The 16,653-nt window shown below is 28.4% G+C and carries 17 protein-coding genes and 1 riboswitch; of the genes, 7 read left to right on the top strand and 10 right to left on the bottom strand.

Annotation, left to right across the window (positions count from 1 at the left end):
• Positions 1-879 precede the first annotated feature (879 nt).
• A riboswitch (molybdenum cofactor riboswitch) is annotated at positions 880-1,013 on the top strand.
• A gap of 63 nt (positions 1,014-1,076) precedes the next feature.
• Both EG57_RS0216775 and EG57_RS0216770 read left to right on the top strand, forming a co-directional pair.
• Positions 1,077-2,099: a molybdopterin-binding protein gene (locus EG57_RS0216775; RefSeq protein WP_032078330.1), complete on the top strand. Its 1,023-nt coding sequence runs from the start codon at positions 1,077-1,079 to the stop codon at positions 2,097-2,099.
• A gap of 6 nt (positions 2,100-2,105) precedes the next feature.
• Positions 2,106-3,323: a molybdopterin molybdotransferase MoeA gene (locus EG57_RS0216770; RefSeq protein WP_032078329.1), complete on the top strand. Its 1,218-nt coding sequence runs from the start codon at positions 2,106-2,108 to the stop codon at positions 3,321-3,323.
• 95 nt (positions 3,324-3,418) lie between these two features.
• Here the strand turns inward: EG57_RS0216770 and EG57_RS27335 are convergent, their stop codons facing one another.
• The 6 genes from EG57_RS27335 to EG57_RS0216745 all read right to left on the bottom strand — a co-directional run bounded on the left by EG57_RS27335 (position 3,419) and on the right by EG57_RS0216745 (position 8,018).
• Complete coding sequence (locus EG57_RS27335) at positions 3,419-3,541, bottom strand: hypothetical protein (protein WP_007062812.1); 123 nt, start codon at positions 3,539-3,541, stop codon at positions 3,419-3,421.
• 68 nt (positions 3,542-3,609) lie between these two features.
• A complete protein-coding gene (locus EG57_RS0216765; protein ID WP_032078328.1) occupies positions 3,610-4,032 on the bottom strand; it encodes a hypothetical protein in 423 nt (140 codons plus the stop codon).
• An 83-nt stretch (positions 4,033-4,115) separates the two neighbouring features.
• Complete coding sequence (locus tag EG57_RS0216760; protein WP_414629351.1) at positions 4,116-5,489, bottom strand: sulfurtransferase; 1,374 nt, start codon at positions 5,487-5,489, stop codon at positions 4,116-4,118.
• Between the two features lie 258 nt (positions 5,490-5,747).
• Positions 5,748-6,554, bottom strand: coding sequence for a DUF166 domain-containing protein (locus EG57_RS0216755; protein WP_032078326.1), 807 nt, complete (start codon positions 6,552-6,554; stop codon positions 5,748-5,750).
• 148 nt (positions 6,555-6,702) lie between these two features.
• Positions 6,703-7,164: a chemotaxis protein CheX gene (locus EG57_RS0216750; protein WP_032078325.1), complete on the bottom strand. Its 462-nt coding sequence runs from the start codon at positions 7,162-7,164 to the stop codon at positions 6,703-6,705.
• The gene (locus tag EG57_RS0216745; RefSeq protein ID WP_029162700.1) at positions 7,164-8,018 is read right to left on the bottom strand and encodes a response regulator; all 855 of its coding nucleotides are present in this window, start codon (positions 8,016-8,018) and stop codon (positions 7,164-7,166) included. The genes EG57_RS0216750 and EG57_RS0216745 overlap by 1 nt, the downstream gene beginning before the upstream one ends.
• A 234-nt stretch (positions 8,019-8,252) precedes the next feature.
• Here EG57_RS0216745 and EG57_RS0216740 point away from each other — a divergent pair, with 234 nt between their 5' ends.
• Genes EG57_RS0216740 through EG57_RS0216730 form a run of 3 tightly spaced genes read left to right on the top strand, consistent with a single transcriptional unit; the run spans position 8,253 to position 10,134 of the window.
• Entirely contained in the window at positions 8,253-8,624 is a 372-nt protein-coding gene (locus EG57_RS0216740) for a PadR family transcriptional regulator (RefSeq protein ID WP_029162699.1), read from the top strand.
• Entirely contained in the window at positions 8,617-9,189 is a 573-nt protein-coding gene (locus tag EG57_RS0216735; protein WP_032078324.1) for an HAAS signaling domain-containing protein, read from the top strand. Before EG57_RS0216740 ends, EG57_RS0216735 begins: the two co-directional genes overlap by 8 nt.
• A gap of 18 nt (positions 9,190-9,207) precedes the next feature.
• Positions 9,208-10,134 carry a DUF4097 family beta strand repeat-containing protein gene (locus tag EG57_RS0216730; RefSeq protein ID WP_032078323.1) on the top strand — a complete coding sequence of 309 codons (927 nt, stop codon included), beginning with the start codon at positions 9,208-9,210 and terminating at the stop codon, positions 10,132-10,134.
• Between the two features lie 96 nt (positions 10,135-10,230).
• Here EG57_RS0216730 and EG57_RS0216725 read toward each other — a convergent pair whose 3' ends face one another.
• From EG57_RS0216725 to EG57_RS0216715, 3 genes are all read right to left on the bottom strand, one after another.
• Positions 10,231-11,784, bottom strand: a complete 1,554-nt coding sequence (locus EG57_RS0216725) for a HAMP domain-containing sensor histidine kinase (RefSeq protein WP_032078322.1) — start codon at positions 11,782-11,784, stop codon at positions 10,231-10,233.
• Positions 11,774-12,472 carry a response regulator transcription factor gene (locus tag EG57_RS0216720; protein WP_029162695.1) on the bottom strand — a complete coding sequence of 233 codons (699 nt, stop codon included), beginning with the start codon at positions 12,470-12,472 and terminating at the stop codon, positions 11,774-11,776. The genes EG57_RS0216725 and EG57_RS0216720 overlap by 11 nt, the downstream gene beginning before the upstream one ends.
• Before the next feature lie 330 nt (positions 12,473-12,802).
• A complete protein-coding gene (locus tag EG57_RS0216715) occupies positions 12,803-14,716 on the bottom strand; it encodes an EAL domain-containing protein (RefSeq protein ID WP_032078321.1) in 1,914 nt (637 codons plus the stop codon).
• Positions 14,717-15,098: 382 nt separating this feature from the next.
• Here EG57_RS0216715 and EG57_RS0216710 point away from each other — a divergent pair, with 382 nt between their 5' ends.
• A complete protein-coding gene (locus tag EG57_RS0216710; protein ID WP_032078320.1) occupies positions 15,099-15,455 on the top strand; it encodes a HesB-like protein in 357 nt (118 codons plus the stop codon).
• Between the two features lie 36 nt (positions 15,456-15,491).
• On the top strand, positions 15,492-16,352 hold the full coding sequence (locus EG57_RS0216705) for a LysR family transcriptional regulator (RefSeq protein ID WP_032078319.1): 861 nt from the start codon (positions 15,492-15,494) through the stop codon (positions 16,350-16,352).
• A gap of 93 nt (positions 16,353-16,445) precedes the next feature.
• On the opposite strand, the gene EG57_RS0216700 is transcribed toward EG57_RS0216705, so the two are convergent.
• Positions 16,446-16,640 (bottom strand): DUF1858 domain-containing protein, encoded by a 195-nt coding sequence (locus EG57_RS0216700; protein ID WP_032078318.1) that lies wholly within the window; start codon positions 16,638-16,640, stop codon positions 16,446-16,448.
• Between the last annotated feature and the right edge of the window lie 13 nt (positions 16,641-16,653).

The following is a 16,653-nucleotide window of genomic DNA, read 5'->3' as shown; positions in this document are numbered from 1 at the left end:
TTTAAAAATATTATGACGTAAGCATATGTAAGCGAAGTAACTTTCAACTGTATTCCGGCTGATATATGCTGTGAAGAAAAACTCACTTCATTAAGAAGTTCTAATCTTCCTTCACAGCATATATCAGTCTCCATACAATTGAAAGTTACTTCTTAGTGCATTACGTATATATATTACTTTCTAATATGGCTCTAAATAAAAAGCGTAGCTTTCATAATACCTGTTATCTAGTTTATGTATATTTCAGCTAGTTCAATAATATCTTATGGCACAGCCTGAAAAATAGTAAGTTAGTTGATTACTAAGTAGATTTGAAATACTTGTATATTTTTCAATAACCTAAATAATAAATCTATTTTAAGGTACTTCTATAAAATAAAAAACAACTGACTTTTAAATTAGATATATTAGACTAATAGCAGGTTCTGCCTTAATTTTATGTGTTATAAATTATAGTTATAAATATGATTGTGGCTTATAAAATTACCTATAACAATGCAATTAAGTGCGTACACTTGAATTTGATAGTTTGAATTTCAACTTTTATGCAGTGATATATTATAAGGGTGTACTCACATTAGCTAAATTGTTTTAGTATTATTCTTAACTTAAAATTTTTGAAAGCCTTAGAACTTTAGTCCTGTTTGAGGGAACCGAGTTTGACAAAGTTCTTAGGTTTTCAAAAATTTCGAGCTTTAGAATAATTAAAACATTTAGCCGTGAGTACACCCTTATAATATATCATGGAATAAAAGTTGAAACTCAAACTTCCACTGCACCTTTACATCGCATTATACTTATATTAAGTTCCAATTTTGTATGTTGCAAACTTGAATTGTTGCAACATTTGACATACTCACAATCTTTAGTATAAAATTAAAATAAGTTATTCTCCGAGCTTATGAACCTAAGGATATTTCTATGGATTATAAGCCTGGACATAGGTCCACAGGGTACTTTGAGGAAACAAAAGTGCCTCCACGTTTTAGGAAAGGAGATGGGTTAAAATTGTATTATATTTATTACTCATATCTCCTAAGCGAAAATTTTTAATTTAACTTAAGGAGGGGATTATAGTGAAAAAAATACCTACAAAAGAAGCTGTAGGCAGTATTCTATGTCATGATATTACTCAAATCATCCCAGGAAAGATTAAAGGGAGAGCCTTTGAAAAAGGCCATATTGTCACTGAAGATGATATACCTGTTTTACTATCATTGGGAAAGGATAACCTCTATGTGTGGGAAAAAAAAGAAGGTTACTTACATGAAAATGAAGCTGCAGAAAGGCTTAAAAATCTGTCAGCTGGTGAAGGTTTAAGCTTTTCAGAAGTAAAAGAAGGTAAAATCAATTTTATTTCGGATAAAGATGGAATTTTAAAAATAGATATAGATCTTCTCACTCAATTAAATTCCATAGATGAAATTATGTTAGCTACAATACATAATAATACACCTGTTAAAAAAGGTGATAAAGTAGCTGGTACTAGAGTAATTCCATTAGTTATTGATGAGAAGAAAATTTTAGAAGCTGAACATTTAGCTGAAGGCAGAAAAATTGTAAGTGTACAGCCTTATAAAAAATTTAAAGCTGCTATAGTTACTACAGGTAATGAAGTATATTATAAAAGAATAGAGGATGCTTTTGGACCTGTAGTTAGAAAAAAGTTATCTCAATTTGACTGTGAAATAATTGGCAGTACTATAGTACCAGATAATATTGAAATAATTACTGCTGCTATAGATGATTTTATAAATAAAGGTGCAGAAATGGTTATATGCACTGGTGGTATGTCTGTTGATCCTGATGATTCAACACCTGCTGCTATTAAAAATACAGGAGCACAAATAGTAACTTATGGAGCTCCAGTGCTTCCTGGTGCTATGTTTTTAATTTCATATAAAGGTGATATCCCTATTTTAGGGTTGCCAGGTTGTGTTATGTATGCCAAAACAACTATATTTGATTTAGTACTTCCTAGGATATTTGCCGGTGAAAAAATAAAGAAAGAAGATGTCGTTGTTCTTGGTCACGGAGGACTTTGCTTAGAATGCAATGTATGTACTTATCCTCACTGTAGTTTTGGAAAGGGGTGTTAACTGATATTGCTTGAATTTATAGATCTAGAAGAAGCTAAAGCTATTTTGAAGACCAACACCCCTTCTTTACCAAAGGAAGAGGTATCTCTTATAGATTGTCATCAAAGAGTTTTAGCAGAAGATATATTTTCTGAAATAAATCAACCTCCATTTAATCGTTCTCCTTTAGATGGATATGCATTTAGAGCTGAAGATTCCATCCTTGCAAACAAAGATAATGGAGTTAGATTAAAAGTTATAGAAGAAATTTATGCAGGATTTTGTGCTAATAAAGAAGTAACTGAAGGTACTGCAATAAGATTAATGACGGGTGCTCCAATTCCTAAAGGAGCAAATTGTGTTATAAAACAAGAAGATACTGTTTTTAAAGATGGCTTCGTTGAGATATTTAGTAAATTCTCACCTTGGCAAAACATTTGTTTTCAAGGAGAGGATATAAAAAAAGGTCAACCAATTTTAGAAAAAGATACTGTTTTAAATTCCAACGAAATTGGTGTACTTGCAAGCATAGGTTGTAAAAATGTATCTGTTTATCCTAAACCTAAAGTTGGTATTTTAAGTACAGGTGATGAATTAGTATCAATTGAAGAACAACTATCTCCTGGCAAAATATATAACAGTAGTCTATACTGCCTATGCTCTAGACTAAAAGAACTTCATTGTAATCCTATAGACATGGGAATCGCAGGTGATGATATTGATACTTTAACTGAAAGAATTAAATGTGGGCTAAGTAAATCAGATATTCTTATAACTACAGGTGGAGTATCTGTAGGTAAAAAAGATTTGATAAAGGATGTTATGAAAAACTTAGGTGCAGATTTACTTTTTTGGAAAGTAGCTATAAAACCTGGTTCTCCTATATTTTGCAGCTGCTTAAATAACAAATTGATTATTAGTCTTTCAGGCAATCCTGCTGCAGCTATAACTACTTTTGAAATTCTTGTACATCCTATTCTAGCCGAAATTACTGGGAGACGGAATTTTGCGTTACACAAAGTAAATGCATTACTTAAACAAGACTTTAACAAAAAAAGCAAAGTTAGACGTTTTATAAGAGGTACTCTATCCTATAGTGGTGATACAGCTATAGTTGACATTACAAAAAGTAATCAAGGTAATGGCATTCTAAGTTCCTCTTTAAATTCTAATTGCCTTATAGATATACCACCTAATTCCTCACCTCTAAGTAAAGGACAAGTAGTACAGGTTGTGTTAATATAAGAATTTTAAAGATTATACGTAAAATTTAAAAACAACACAATATATAGATTTCTAATTAAGATTTCAATATATTGTGTTATTTTTCATAACTTCTTTTATGGTAATCCTCGTACTGGTTTATTCATGTTAGGGTCAACCTTGCCAGTAATTGGATTAGAAGTTTTTTCATTTTTAGTTTTATTATCATTTTTTCTGTTTTTTTCACTTTTTTTATTCATACAAAAACCTCCTTTTACCACATTATAATATCCACCACCATGCATTTTTATGTATTGTTATATTTAAACTATTTATTTAATATAAAGGAGTCCAATATTAATTTAAAATACTGTAAAATTATAATTATGAAAATAGCTATTATAAAAAAATGATAGGCTTCTAATGCTACTGACCTTTTAGATATAATAAAAATTACACAAAATATATTTATAATTATGGTAATTAATCCTGACATAATAAACTTATTACTTCTTGTCTTAATACTCTTATAAATTATCATAATAATAACTATAAAAAAAGTTATTATCAATAAATTTTTATATATATTCATTAACCTTAAATTAAAAATGCCTTGTTCATATACTTGTCTTTTAAATACTAAATATCGTACAACCCCCATCTTTTTATCAGAAAGATATTCTAGTACTATTGCAGGAATCAAAACTATAATTTGCATAATTGTCAATATAGCCTTTGTCTTATTTACCATTATCCCACATCCATTCCTATTAAACTATCAACTTTAACTTTAAAAAAGGCAATATAAAATATATTGCCTTTTCAACATAGTTTTTATTTTTTAGGTTCTCCTGTTTCTATAGGATTAGCTGGATTTCCAGTGTTTCCACTCCATTCATTCCAACCACCATCATAAAGAGATATATTTTTCAATCCCATAACATCTGCATAAGTTAATACTTCTGCAGCTCTCCAACCTGTTCCACAATAAAAAGATAATCTTTGGTCTGGTAAAATTCCTGATTGTTTCCACATAGCAAGTATTTCATCCTTATTTCGCATTGTATTATCTATGTTTCTGTAATCCTGTAAGTTATTTGCATCAGTTCCTGCATGCCCCCATACTGCACCTGCAGGTCGACCCTTTGGTTTTATATAATCATATCCTGAAGTTTTACCTATATATTCATCCCAACTTCTTATATCAACTAATTTACTATTTTGTTTATCTGCTATTATTTCTTTAGCTTGTGGCAAATCTATAATATATCCTTTATTTGAAGGGACTACTGCTCCAAAAGATTCTACAGGAACTTTTTTATTAGATGTTTTTTCCAATTCATATCCTGCATTTTTCCAGCTAGCAGTACCACCATTCAATACTCTGACATCTTTAACACCCATATATTTTAATATTACACCAACTCTAAAGGATGGCATTGAATCAGCACCATATAATATAACCGTAGTATTTGCTGTTATACCATTATTTTCTGCGAATTTCTTAAGCCTTTCATCAGAGAGACGATTCCAAAGTGGACCTTCTTCAACTTCATCAGTATTTATGTGAACTGCTCCCTTTATATGTCCTTCTTTTAAATAATCTGGTGATTTTGACTCATCTCCCCAGCTTACTTCAAATACCTTATATGGAGTTCCAGTATAAGTTTCTGGTTTTTTTCCATTCATTAAATCATTAATCCATGATGCTGAAACTAACATTTGATAATTTGTGTAACTTTCCATAGGAAGTTTATCATCTGAAGCCCATTTCTTTACATCATACTTATATATTTTTTTCATTCCATTTTTAGTTAAATATTCAGCCACTTTATCAACATCTTTTCCATTGGCATCATATAAAACTATATTTTTTTCTGATGTAATACCTTTTGTTTTTAAAGTTTCCTTTAATGTTTTATCTTTATCCTTTACATCAACCTTCAACCAATCTGCTGAAAAATCTGTAGCTCCCTTAATATGTCCACCTCTTTTTACTCCATCTAATTTCCATCCGTTAAAAGCATCATTGCTCCTTGTATCGACTATTACAGAATCGCTTTTACCAATTTTATCTTGTAAATCTTTAGTTTCAATAGTTTTAGGAGCCGTTGAATCATTTTTCGCTGTGTCATTTCCATTGGAGCACCCCGAAAACGATAACATTCCAATTGTCAAAAAAACTGCGGCTAATGAATATTTTTTCATCCTTTGCATAAAAATCCTCCTAAATTAATTTAATATGTAACATTTTACTTAATATTATAAACGTAACTCAATGAATTATTCCATTGTTTATTATTATATTACATCATATTACAAAAGTATAATAATATATTGTTATAGATTTTATTTATCTATCAATTTAATTTATAACAAAATTATGGATTAATTTCAGCTAAAAATCTTTAAGCAAGGTATATTTTCTAATATATTATAAACTACCTCACTTAAAGATTTTATTTATTAAACTCTATAAATTTCTGCATTTTCTAATGCACTATAATGTGCATATCCTCCTATATGAAGCGGTGTATCACCTATTTCTGGATCTACATGCATACCACCCATACATGGATAGCTATGCCAAAATTTTGCTACTGTCTTCTTAGCTTCTTCTCCCAGTTTTTTTCCTACAAGATGTTTTGCTATATTATAGCCATTTCCACAAGGAGCAGAAATTATAACTTCAGCCTTCATAATAATATTATCTTTATTTACATATAGTTTAAACTTAGGTTTTCCTAATTTGAATTCATCTATAAATTTATTTATTGTCTCAAATTTTCCTTTATTTAATGTACAAAATGGTTTAGGAAAAGCATATTCCAATTCAAGTTCTTCACATTGTTTTATAACAAATTCTCTAGTCCATCTTGATACCCAATCACCGCTCTCGCAAGGTACTATTAACCCCTTACCTCCACTCTTCTTTAAAATATTAGGTATCTCAGCTAATATATCTTGATGCACTCCAATAACCACTGCAATATCATGTTCCTTAAACTTATCTGGTAAATATGTTAATGGTTCATCTTCAAACATTCTGTATACATCTGGTAACTTTACTATTTCAGATATACTGTCTTCAAAATTTAAATTATATTTTCCCCTGCACCACACACACTTTTTTCCACACACAGTACAAACTTCTTTTTTGTCTATTAAATTAGGTATGAATTTTGAATTTGCAAACCTAGAATCAGTTTTAATATAGAATTCATTTTCAGGTAACTTACCGCTTTTTTCTGAACATATAATCAATAATTTCATCTTATTACCTCCTAATTACAAAATAATCCAAAAAAATTATTATATAATATTTATATTAATTATAGTAAATATGATCCAAAAAATCGGTAACCATTGTTACTTTATCTAAAAAATAAAGAGAGGCTCTTATCCTCTCTTTCAATTACAATTATAAATTTTGCAATGCAATATTTACATCTATAGGAATATCATCTACAGCTAATTGAATACATAAAATTTTATCTACATTCATCTTAATTTGTATATCTTCTCCATATAATAACGTTGGAGTAGATATATTTATATTCACTCCCATTTCAGACAAATTAATACTAGCATTAGCAGTTAGCATATTTGTAAGTTCCGATAAAGCACTTTGCGCCATATCATCTAACTCATTTACTGGCATGCCCATCATCATTTTAGATGCAATTTTTTTGCCACTTTCAATATCTGTTATGTAAACTACATTTCCTTTTGCATCACCTACAATACCTAAATTTATAATAACCCCTTTACTCTTAATTTCTTTATTTAAAATGACTCCTTTTTTTTCTATCTTAGCAAATCCAATTTGAGGCATTATATTAAAAAAAGCTTCAATAAATGGATTAACATGATTGACATCCATTATTCATCACCTCTTTTAAATCCAACATTCAATAATATTTCTCCGAAATCTGTATGAGTTAACACTGATAAGGTATCGATTTTTGACTTAGATATTTTAATTGATTCTCCGTAAAATATAGTTGGAGGTGCAACTCTTAATCCATAAACTTTATTTTTTCTATTCATCATAGAACATGCATTACCTGCAATTATATTAGCAAATTCCCCCATAACATTCAATATTTCTTCTTGATTTTTAGGATCTCTTCTTAGCATAACCTTTGCCATATTTTCAGCACTTTTATTAGATAAATCTATAATCATTCTTCCTGAAAAGTTGCCTATAATCCCTATTACTACAGAAATTCCTCTTGATACTTCTACATCATTAGATTTTTTATCGTCATCAAAGGTTGTTATAGTCTTTGTAAATCTAGTAACCCCACCTGAAAATGCCTCTTTAAAAGTATTGAAATAGCTTTCTTCAAGTTCCTTAAATATTTTATCACTAGAAATAACTTTTTCTATTTGAGCTATAAGCTCTTCAGGATCTATTGGTTTTTGAATATATCCTGATACTTTACTTTGCTTAGCTTTTTTAATTATTTCATCATCCATCATTGAACTTATAACTATTACTTTTATTTTATCATCTATTTTATGTATCTCTCTTGTACATTCTAAACCATCAGTTCCTGGCAAAGTCATATCCATAGTTACTAATTGAGGTCTTGTCTCTTGTACAACACTAATTACTTCTTCAAGATTTCCAGCTTCTCCTACAACTTCAAAGCCCTTATCCTCTAATATATCTCTAATAACATTAATTGAAAAAGGTGAATCATCAACAATCACAACTTTTACTTTTTCCATAATCCGTTACCTCTTTTCTTATTATTTTCGTGTTAAAATACAAAATTTAAAGAACTTTCTATATGTTGCTATTATACCATATTTACCTTCATAAACAAATATGTACTATATTATTAATTATATTAATTTCATACACTTTTGATGTATTTAAGCTTTTAATACACAGTACCTTGCATTATTCAGTACCATGTACTATAATATAATCTATAAAATGTACACGAAAGGATTTTAACCATGAATGTTCAATTTAAAAAAGGCGTCTTAGAATTGTGCGTACTGGCAGAACTATACAAAAGAGAATTTTATGGATATGAGCTAGTAGAAGAAATATCTAAACATATAGATATCTCCGAAGGAACTATTTATCCTCTTTTAAGAAGACTTAAATCTGAAGGTTATGTCACAACATATTTGCAGGAATCCAGTGATGGTCCTCCTAGAAAATATTATAAACTCACTTCACTCGGAAAGGAAAAAGGCATTGTGCTCATCTCTGAATGGACTAATTTTGTTAACGGAGTACAACAAATTGTGAATAGCGCTAATTTAGAAAATTCTCCATCATGTATGGAAAAAAACATAAAAGAAGGTGAAATTAATGAATAAAGAAGAATTTATGAAAACTTTAGAACAATCTCTTGGAAATATGGATTCATATGAAAAAAAAGATATACTTTACGATTATGAAGAACATTTTAGAATAGGTTTGGAAAAAGGCAAAACTGTAGAAGAAATTATAAAAGAACTTGGAGATCCAAAAACTATTGGTAAATCCTATAAAGCTTCTGCTGCAGTAGAAGATGCTATAGAAAATCCATCTACAAAAAACATTTCAAAGGCAATTTGGGCTGCTTTAGCTCTTGGATTTTTTAATCTTGTAATAGTTCTTGGTCCATTTATAGCTTTAGCAGCAGTTTTAATATCACTATTTGCTTCTGCTATAGCCGTTTTTGCAGCAGGAATAGCTAGCATATTTGCAGTACTTTTCCACCCCTTTTTAGGTTCTTTTGTATCAATTCTAGGCAATCCTATTGCTATATTCTTTTTAGGTATTGGTACAACTGCTCTTGGTATATTATTCTTTATAGGAGCATGTTATTTATGTAAATTCTTTTATAGAGGTTCTATAAAATATCTTAAATGGAATATTAATATCATAGCTAAGCTATAAATTATGGGAGGTCAAAAAATGTTTAATGTAAATATGAAAAAGTTAGTAATTATTCTTATATCAATAATAGTTTTAAGTTTTTCTGCTGGAGGTACAATACTCTTAGCTACTGGTAGCTTTGAAAACTTTAATTCATTAGGAGTTTCCAGCAAAATTTATACTATAAATGATGAAAAAACTCAAAAAATAGATGGTATAAAAGAATTATATATAGAAGGTTCAAGTGAAAATATTTCAATAATATCAGAAAATAGAAAAGATGTTAGATCTCATCTTTATGGTGATATAAGTGCATCATTCAAACCAGAGTTAGAAAGTAGAGTAGAAGGAAGCAAACTTATAATATCTGTCAAAAGACCTTCTGGTTCCTTTAATTTTTCCTCCAAGCAAGGATTAAAATTAGATATAAATGTTCCTGAAACTTATGCATCTGATGTATCCATTAAATTGAGTTCAGGAAAGATAACATCATCTAATCCGCTAAAGCTTAATAATTTTAATCTTGATTTAAGTTCTGGAAGTGTAGAGCTAAAAAACTTAACAGCATCAAACTTATCACTTGAAGCTACTTCTGGTAAAATTTATGGTGAAAATATTGTATGTAAAAATTCATCATTAAGACTTTCTTCTGGCAGTATAAACTTAAATGGCTTTAAAGGAAATATAAATCATCGTTGTACATCTGGTAAAACAGAAATAACTTACTCTGAATTCAATAATAATGCAAATTTAAATGTTTCCTCTGGAACAATAACATTGAATCTTCCTAAAAATTCTCAATTTGCTATAAATTCTAAAGCTTCTTCAGGTTCTGTAGAATGTGATTTTCCTATAACTATTCAAGGAGAATCCAAACGTAATCAGCTAAATGGTGTGGTTGGAAATAATAAAAATCAAATTAATATATCTGCAACTTCCGGCAGCATAAAAATTAAAAATCATTAGAATTAAGGCATCTGAAAGAAAATAATTAGTCCAGATGCCTAAGGAGATATTTAAAATACATTGACATGTATTTTAAATATCTCCCAATACAAATTATTATTCATTACATTTTTCTTCATCACATTTCACAAAAAATATTATGTTTTTCTCCTTTACCTCAGCCCAAATTTTGCCTCCATGTAATTCTACAATACTTTTAGCAATAGCAAGCCCTAATCCACTTCCACCTGTAGCTTGGGACCTTGACTTATCCACTCTATAAAATCTATCAAATATTTTTTTCAATTCTTCTTCATCTACATTTTCACATTTATTCTTTACAGCTACAACTACAAATTTATCCTCCCTATATAAATCCACATTTATTTGTCCTGGTTTAGGACTATATCTTATAGAATTCATAAGCAGATTTTCAAAGACTCTAACCATCTTATCTCCATCTACATATGCACAAATTTTTTCATCTGGTATGTTCTTTTCTATAACTACATTATTTTCCTCACATATAACATAAAGCTCTTCTATAAGTTGTTCTAGAAGTCCATTAAAAGATATATTTTGCTTATTCAAGCTTATACCCTTATTGGTTAACTTTGTGTATTCAAATAGATTATTTATAAGTACTTCTAATTTTTCAGACTTATTATAGGCTATGCTTAAATATTCCTGAAGTTCAGCTTCATTTTTATATTTACCATCCTTGGCAAGTCCGATATAACCTTTTATGGATGTAAGTGGTGTTCTTAAATCATGAGATACATTAGTTATAAGATCACTTTTTGTTTTTTCTGCATTTCTTTCGCCTTCTATTTTCCTATTTAGTTCTTTAGCCATAAAATTTATGTTACCTGCTAGCTTTGCTAATTCATCCTTCCCTTGTATACATATTCTAGAATCTAAATTTCCTCTTGCTATTTCAAATAATCCTTCTGAAACACCTTCTATATATTTCATTTTTTTATTAGTGATAAGATAAAATAACATTATAAATACTGCTATGGATAATATTATTGAGAAAAATGAATTGTTCGATTTTATGTGAGTGGTTTCTCCATGAGGAATCCCCTTAACTATTACATAAGCCTTTCCATCAGAAAAATCTGCTGCACCAAGTTCCACATATTCTGAAACTTTGTCTAAACTTATTATTTTTCTACCACCTTCACTATCATACATATAGTCATTATAATTACTTTTATATTGAGAAATTTTTCCGATTAAATCGTGTATACTGATTTCATTTTCTTCCGCATTTTTTGACTTATACAATACTCTTCCATTTAAATCAGTTATAAATATCTTTATAGTTTCATTAGCGCTATTATTCGCCTCTTCATTATTTATAATATTCGATAATGAATTTTCATCTTTTAAATTTAACTTTCTTTGTTTAATGGTATTTTTTATTGTAAAACATTGATTTTTAATGGAATTTATACCTTCACTGTAATCTATAACTGTTGTGGTATAGTAACTATTATACCAAGCTGCAGCTGTAAAAGAAGCCATGAGACATACTAAAAAAGTTACTACTAACTCCATTCTTATACTTCTACTTACTTTTTCTTTGCTAAAATCATATATTCTAATAGTAGGTCTAAATAATCTTTTAAAAATTCTTTTTATAAATTTAGGACATCTAATTCTCAATTTTATAGCCAACTCCCCACACAGTTTTTATATACTTAGGTTTTCTAGAATTTTCTTCGATCTTTTCCCTTATCTTCCTTATATGAACCATAACAGTATTATCTGATTGATAAAATTCTTCATTCCACACTCTTTCATATATTTTTTCAGTACTAAAAACAATTCCTCTATTTTTAGCTAATAACTCCAATATGTCAAATTCCCTTCTGGTGAGATTAATTAATTTCTCTCCTACTTTTACTTCATGTGTACTTACATTTATGGTTAAATCATCTATCTCAATTATATCTGAATTTATATTTTGTATTGCATTATTTAATTTAGTATATCGCCTTAATTGAGATTTTACCCTAGCCAAAAGCTCCAATGGATTAAATGGTTTAGTTATATAATCATCTGCTCCTGTTGTAAGCCCCATTATTTTGTCAATATCTTCCCCTTTTGCCGAAAGCATTATTATAGGCATGTTTTTATGTTCTCTTATTTTCATGCAAGCTTCCATACCATCCATATTAGGCATCATAATGTCTAGTATAATTAAATGTACCTGCTGACTTTTAAGTACCTTTAAAGCTTCACAACCGTCAGAAGCCTTAATAACTTTGTACCCTTCATTTTCTAAATATATTCCTATTAAATTTCTAATCTCTTTTTCATCATCAACTACAAGAATAGTTTCTTTTGACATATAATTACCATCTCCATTCAAAAATACTCACATACTGTCAAATCATTCACTTATAAAATTATACCAGATACTACGCATAATATAAAATTTTACAGTTTTAAAAAAATGCTTCGCATTTTTTTATATTAAGTCAAAACTTTACATATTCAAACATTGAGTTAATAATAATACTACCAATTTAATCTTAAATAAACTTTATGAAAATCCTTAATATTTTCTTAAAAAAAACATATATTATAGTATACATAATAAAAACAACACCTGTGTAGATGTTGTTTTACTTAAGAAATTTTTCACTTTTTCTAAAATTATATATAAAATACTATATTACTAACTAGATTCTCTATTAAATTTCAATCCAGTTTTTAAAATATTTTCTGCATCCAGTTTCTTTAAAGGCTTACTAAAATAGTAACCCTGTATTTTATCACATTTTTTATTTTTTAGAATTTCCACCTGCTCCTCTAATTCAACGCCTTCTGCTACAATATCTAAATTCATTTTATGTCCCAAAAATACTAATGCCTCTATTATTATTTCCTCATTAGCTCCTCTACAAATATCATCTATAAAAGATTTATCAATTTTTATTCTATTAACTGGAAGCATTTTTAGATAATTTAGAGATGAATACCCTGTTCCAAAATCATCTAAAGCAATTTTCACTCCAATAGATTTTAATTCTTCTAACTTTTTAATATTTAAATTCAATGATTTTATTAATGTACTTTCTGTAATCTCTATTTCAAAGCTTTCAGCTCTTATTCCTGTTTCCTTTAATATACTTTTTACAGTATTAACAAAATCAAGCTGTTGTAATTGGACAGCAGAAATATTTACTGCAATATGATCAAACTTATAATTTTTTTCACTCCACTTTTTGTTTTGAATACAAGCTGTTTTTATAACCCATCTACCTATAGGAATTATAAGTCCAGTTTCCTCTGCTATTGGAATAAATTCAGCTGGTGATACAAATCCTAATTCTTTACTATTCCATCTTAATAAGGCCTCAAATCCTTCAATTTGGTTATTGAAAACATTAACTTGAGGTTGGTAACATAAAAAGAATTCTTCATTTTCTAAGGCTTTATTTAAACAATTTTCTATTTTTACCTTTCTTTCTAAAGCTTCGCTTATAGCTTTATCGTAAAATACATATTTATTTAACCCTGCCTCTTTTGCTTTATACATAGCAGAATCTGCATTCTTAATAATAGTTTCATTATTGATGTCTGTATAACTAAATATATGTACTCCTATCGAAACAGTAATTAAAATTTTATATCTTTGTATACTCCATTGTTCTTTGAAAACTTGTAATATTCTTTCCACTATATTTATTAAAAATGTTTCTTCATTAACACTTGGTATAAATACTAAAAACTTATCACTCTCAAATTTAAATATGTACGCTTCATCATTTAATAGTATTTTTTTTAATTTATCACCACATATTTTTAAAATTTTATCACCAAAATCATATCCCAAAGTATCGTTGACATTTTTAAAATTATTTAATCCCAATATCAGTAGAGAACCTTTTAAAGCATTTTCTTTTAAAGAATTTTCAAGAATTTTAGCATTAAATATTTTATAAAAAATTCTCTTGTTAGGAAGTCCAGTAACAGCATCATTATATGCTAAAGATCTTATTTCTTCCCTTTCGCTTTCTAACCTCTTGTTTAAATTGTAAAGTTTATCATGTGCTTTCTTAATCTTTTTCTCATTCTGAAAATGTTGCATTGAATCATAACCCATATCAATAAGCATTTGAATAAATTCTTCTACAAACTTAAGTAAAGTATTTGTTTTTTCTGATATTAAAGTTTTAGATTGTTCTATACCTTTTAAGCCTTCATATTCACTAAAATTATAAATACCTATATTCTTTGTTAATTGCTCTTTATCAAATTCTAGAAAATAAAATTTACTTGTCATAATTACAGCAATGGTCTCATTCCCTATGACAATTGTCCCAACAATATTTATGCCTCCATCTTGACATATTTCGATTAAATGTTTTTCACCTTTTTTTATTCTTTGAATTACCTTTTGAATACTATAATCGTAATTTAACTTTAATGATTTTACACATAAATCTCTTTTCTTAGCAAAAACTACCATTTCTTCATTTATATCGTATATTGCTATTGGAACTTGTGCTATATTGCTAAAACTCTCAATAATAGATTGGAGTTTTTTTAAACTTATCAGATCAGAAAATTTATATTTAATATCCAAAAGCATCTCCTCCGCATAATTTGAACAAACTATTTAGTCAAATTGTTCTTTATATAAACATCTATGATATACTCTATTTAATAATAATTGTTTAAAAATTCAAAATATTGATTTAATATTTTAATACCTTGTATAATTATATTTTATTTTTTATTATAGTTCAATATTTTTATTTAAATCCATAAATTCAAAGTTGCTACATTTTATCATATTGTTATCAATGTTAACACTCCCATCTTTGTATAAATATACTTTTAAATCTAAGAATCACCTGATAGGCATAGTATAACATGAAATTTGTTGAATTTCTCTCTAAATTATAATAACATTTACTTAGTGGAAATTATTTTTCTAACTAAATTATGAAAAGAGGTTTAACTAAATGAATTTTCTTAAAATAACTGATTTAGCTTATAATCAATTAAAAGAATTTTTAACTGAACAAAATGTACCTTACAATGGTAATATTAGAATATACTTGGCAAGTATGTCTTGTCATGGCCCTGTTTTTAATATTTCTGTAAGCGAACTACAAGAAGGAGACTTATCGCAAAAAGTTGGCGATACTACATTTATAGTTGACAAAAATCTTTTTGTTCAATTTAGTGGTTTTGTATTATTAAGTCCTAATGAAAATGGTATGGAAGGATTTACTCTAGAACCAATTCATAAACCTGAAAATATAGGTTGTTCTGGCGACTGTTCTAGTGGATGTTCAAGCTGCGAAGATTGCCAATAATTTAAACCACTCATAGTAAAAAAGGTGATAGATTTCATGGATATTAGACAACTTAAATACTTTATAGCAATTGCAGAAGAAGGACAAATAACAGGTGCAGCCAGAAAACTAAATATGGCTCAACCACCTCTTAGTTATCATCTTAAACTTCTGGAAGACGAACTTGGTGTTAAACTTGTAGAAAGAGGAAGTAGAAAAATTAAATTGACTGATGCTGGGAAGATGTTATATGCTAAAGCCAGTCAAATATTAAAATTAACTGAAACTACTATTAAACAATTAAAAGACTTTGGTCAAGGAATCAAAGGAACTTTATTTATTGGTACAGTATCATCTTGTGGTGCTACATTACTTCCTGAAAGAATACATAATTTTAATAAAAAATGTCCAGATATAAGCTTTGAGATATATGAGGGGAATACCTATAAACTATTAGAACTACTTAACAATGGTTTAATAGAAATTGGAATTGTGCGAACTCCATTTAATTCGGAATCCTTTAATTTAAAGTATCTATCCAAAGAAACAATGATTGCAGTGTTTAACACTAATTCTAATTGGTATAAAAAGAAAAAGAGTATTCGGATTAATGATATTATGGATAAACCACTTATAATATATCGTCGTTTTGAAAAATTAATATCAAAATGCTGCCAAAACTTTGGATTTAATCCAAAGATAATATGCAAATGTGATGATGCAAGAACAGCCCTACTATGGGCTGATTCTGGTATAGGTCTTGCCCTTGTACCCAAATCTGCTATTAAACTTGTTAACAATAGTAATTTATCTTATATAGAAATTGATGAATCAGAATTGGAAACAAGAGTAGCTGCTATATGGCTAAAAAATCAAAGCTTATCAGAGGCTGCTAAATATTTTGTAAATGTAATTTAAATACTAGCCAATAATTGATGATAATAAATCAGGTGGGATTCTTATCCCACCTGATTATTAATGATATATTTTTTTAACTTAGCAACTTTAATTTTATTCTATTCCTTTATTTAATTCTCTAAGTAAATTCTCTAAATCTATTCCATGTACTCCAACTGCCTGCTCTAAAGTCTCCATTTGTGCTGATGGACATCCTATACATCCCATCCCATGTGCCATTAAAACTTCTGCAGCTTCAGAATTTATTTTTAGTATATCTCCAATCAATGTATCTTTATTAATTCTCATATTTGCCCTCCTA

Origin of the sequence: Clostridium drakei (assembly GCF_000633595.2) — a bacterium.
In the GTDB taxonomy this organism is placed as follows: Bacteria; Bacillota; Clostridia; order Clostridiales; family Clostridiaceae; genus Clostridium_AM; species Clostridium_AM drakei.
The sequence above is the reverse complement of the archived record's forward strand: the minus strand, read 5'-3'. Positions and strand labels throughout refer to the sequence as shown.

Coding starts and splice junctions, on each gene's coding strand:
- EG57_RS0216740 (WP_029162699.1), top strand. CDS start 8,253: ATGAATGTTCAATTTAAAAAAGGCGTCTTAGAATTGTGCGTACTGGCA.
- EG57_RS0216720 (WP_029162695.1), bottom strand. CDS start 12,472: ATGTCAAAAGAAACTATTCTTGTAGTTGATGATGAAAAAGAGATTAGA.
- EG57_RS0216700 (WP_032078318.1), bottom strand. CDS start 16,640: ATGAGAATTAATAAAGATACATTGATTGGAGATATACTAAAAATAAAT.
- EG57_RS0216765 (WP_032078328.1), bottom strand. CDS start 4,032: ATGGTAAATAAGACAAAGGCTATATTGACAATTATGCAAATTATAGTT.
- EG57_RS0216755 (WP_032078326.1), bottom strand. CDS start 6,554: ATGAAATTATTGATTATATGTTCAGAAAAAAGCGGTAAGTTACCTGAA.
- EG57_RS0216745 (WP_029162700.1), bottom strand. CDS start 8,018: ATGGAAAAAGTAAAAGTTGTGATTGTTGATGATTCACCTTTTTCAATT.
- EG57_RS0216710 (WP_032078320.1), top strand. CDS start 15,099: ATGAATTTTCTTAAAATAACTGATTTAGCTTATAATCAATTAAAAGAA.
- EG57_RS0216730 (WP_032078323.1), top strand. CDS start 9,208: ATGTTTAATGTAAATATGAAAAAGTTAGTAATTATTCTTATATCAATA.
- EG57_RS0216735 (WP_032078324.1), top strand. CDS start 8,617: ATGAATAAAGAAGAATTTATGAAAACTTTAGAACAATCTCTTGGAAAT.
- EG57_RS0216705 (WP_032078319.1), top strand. CDS start 15,492: ATGGATATTAGACAACTTAAATACTTTATAGCAATTGCAGAAGAAGGA.
- EG57_RS0216760 (WP_414629351.1), bottom strand. CDS start 5,489: ATGAAAAAATATTCATTAGCCGCAGTTTTTTTGACAATTGGAATGTTA.
- EG57_RS27335 (WP_007062812.1), bottom strand. CDS start 3,541: ATGAATAAAAAAAGTGAAAAAAACAGAAAAAATGATAATAAAACTAAA.
- EG57_RS0216750 (WP_032078325.1), bottom strand. CDS start 7,164: ATGGATGTCAATCATGTTAATCCATTTATTGAAGCTTTTTTTAATATA.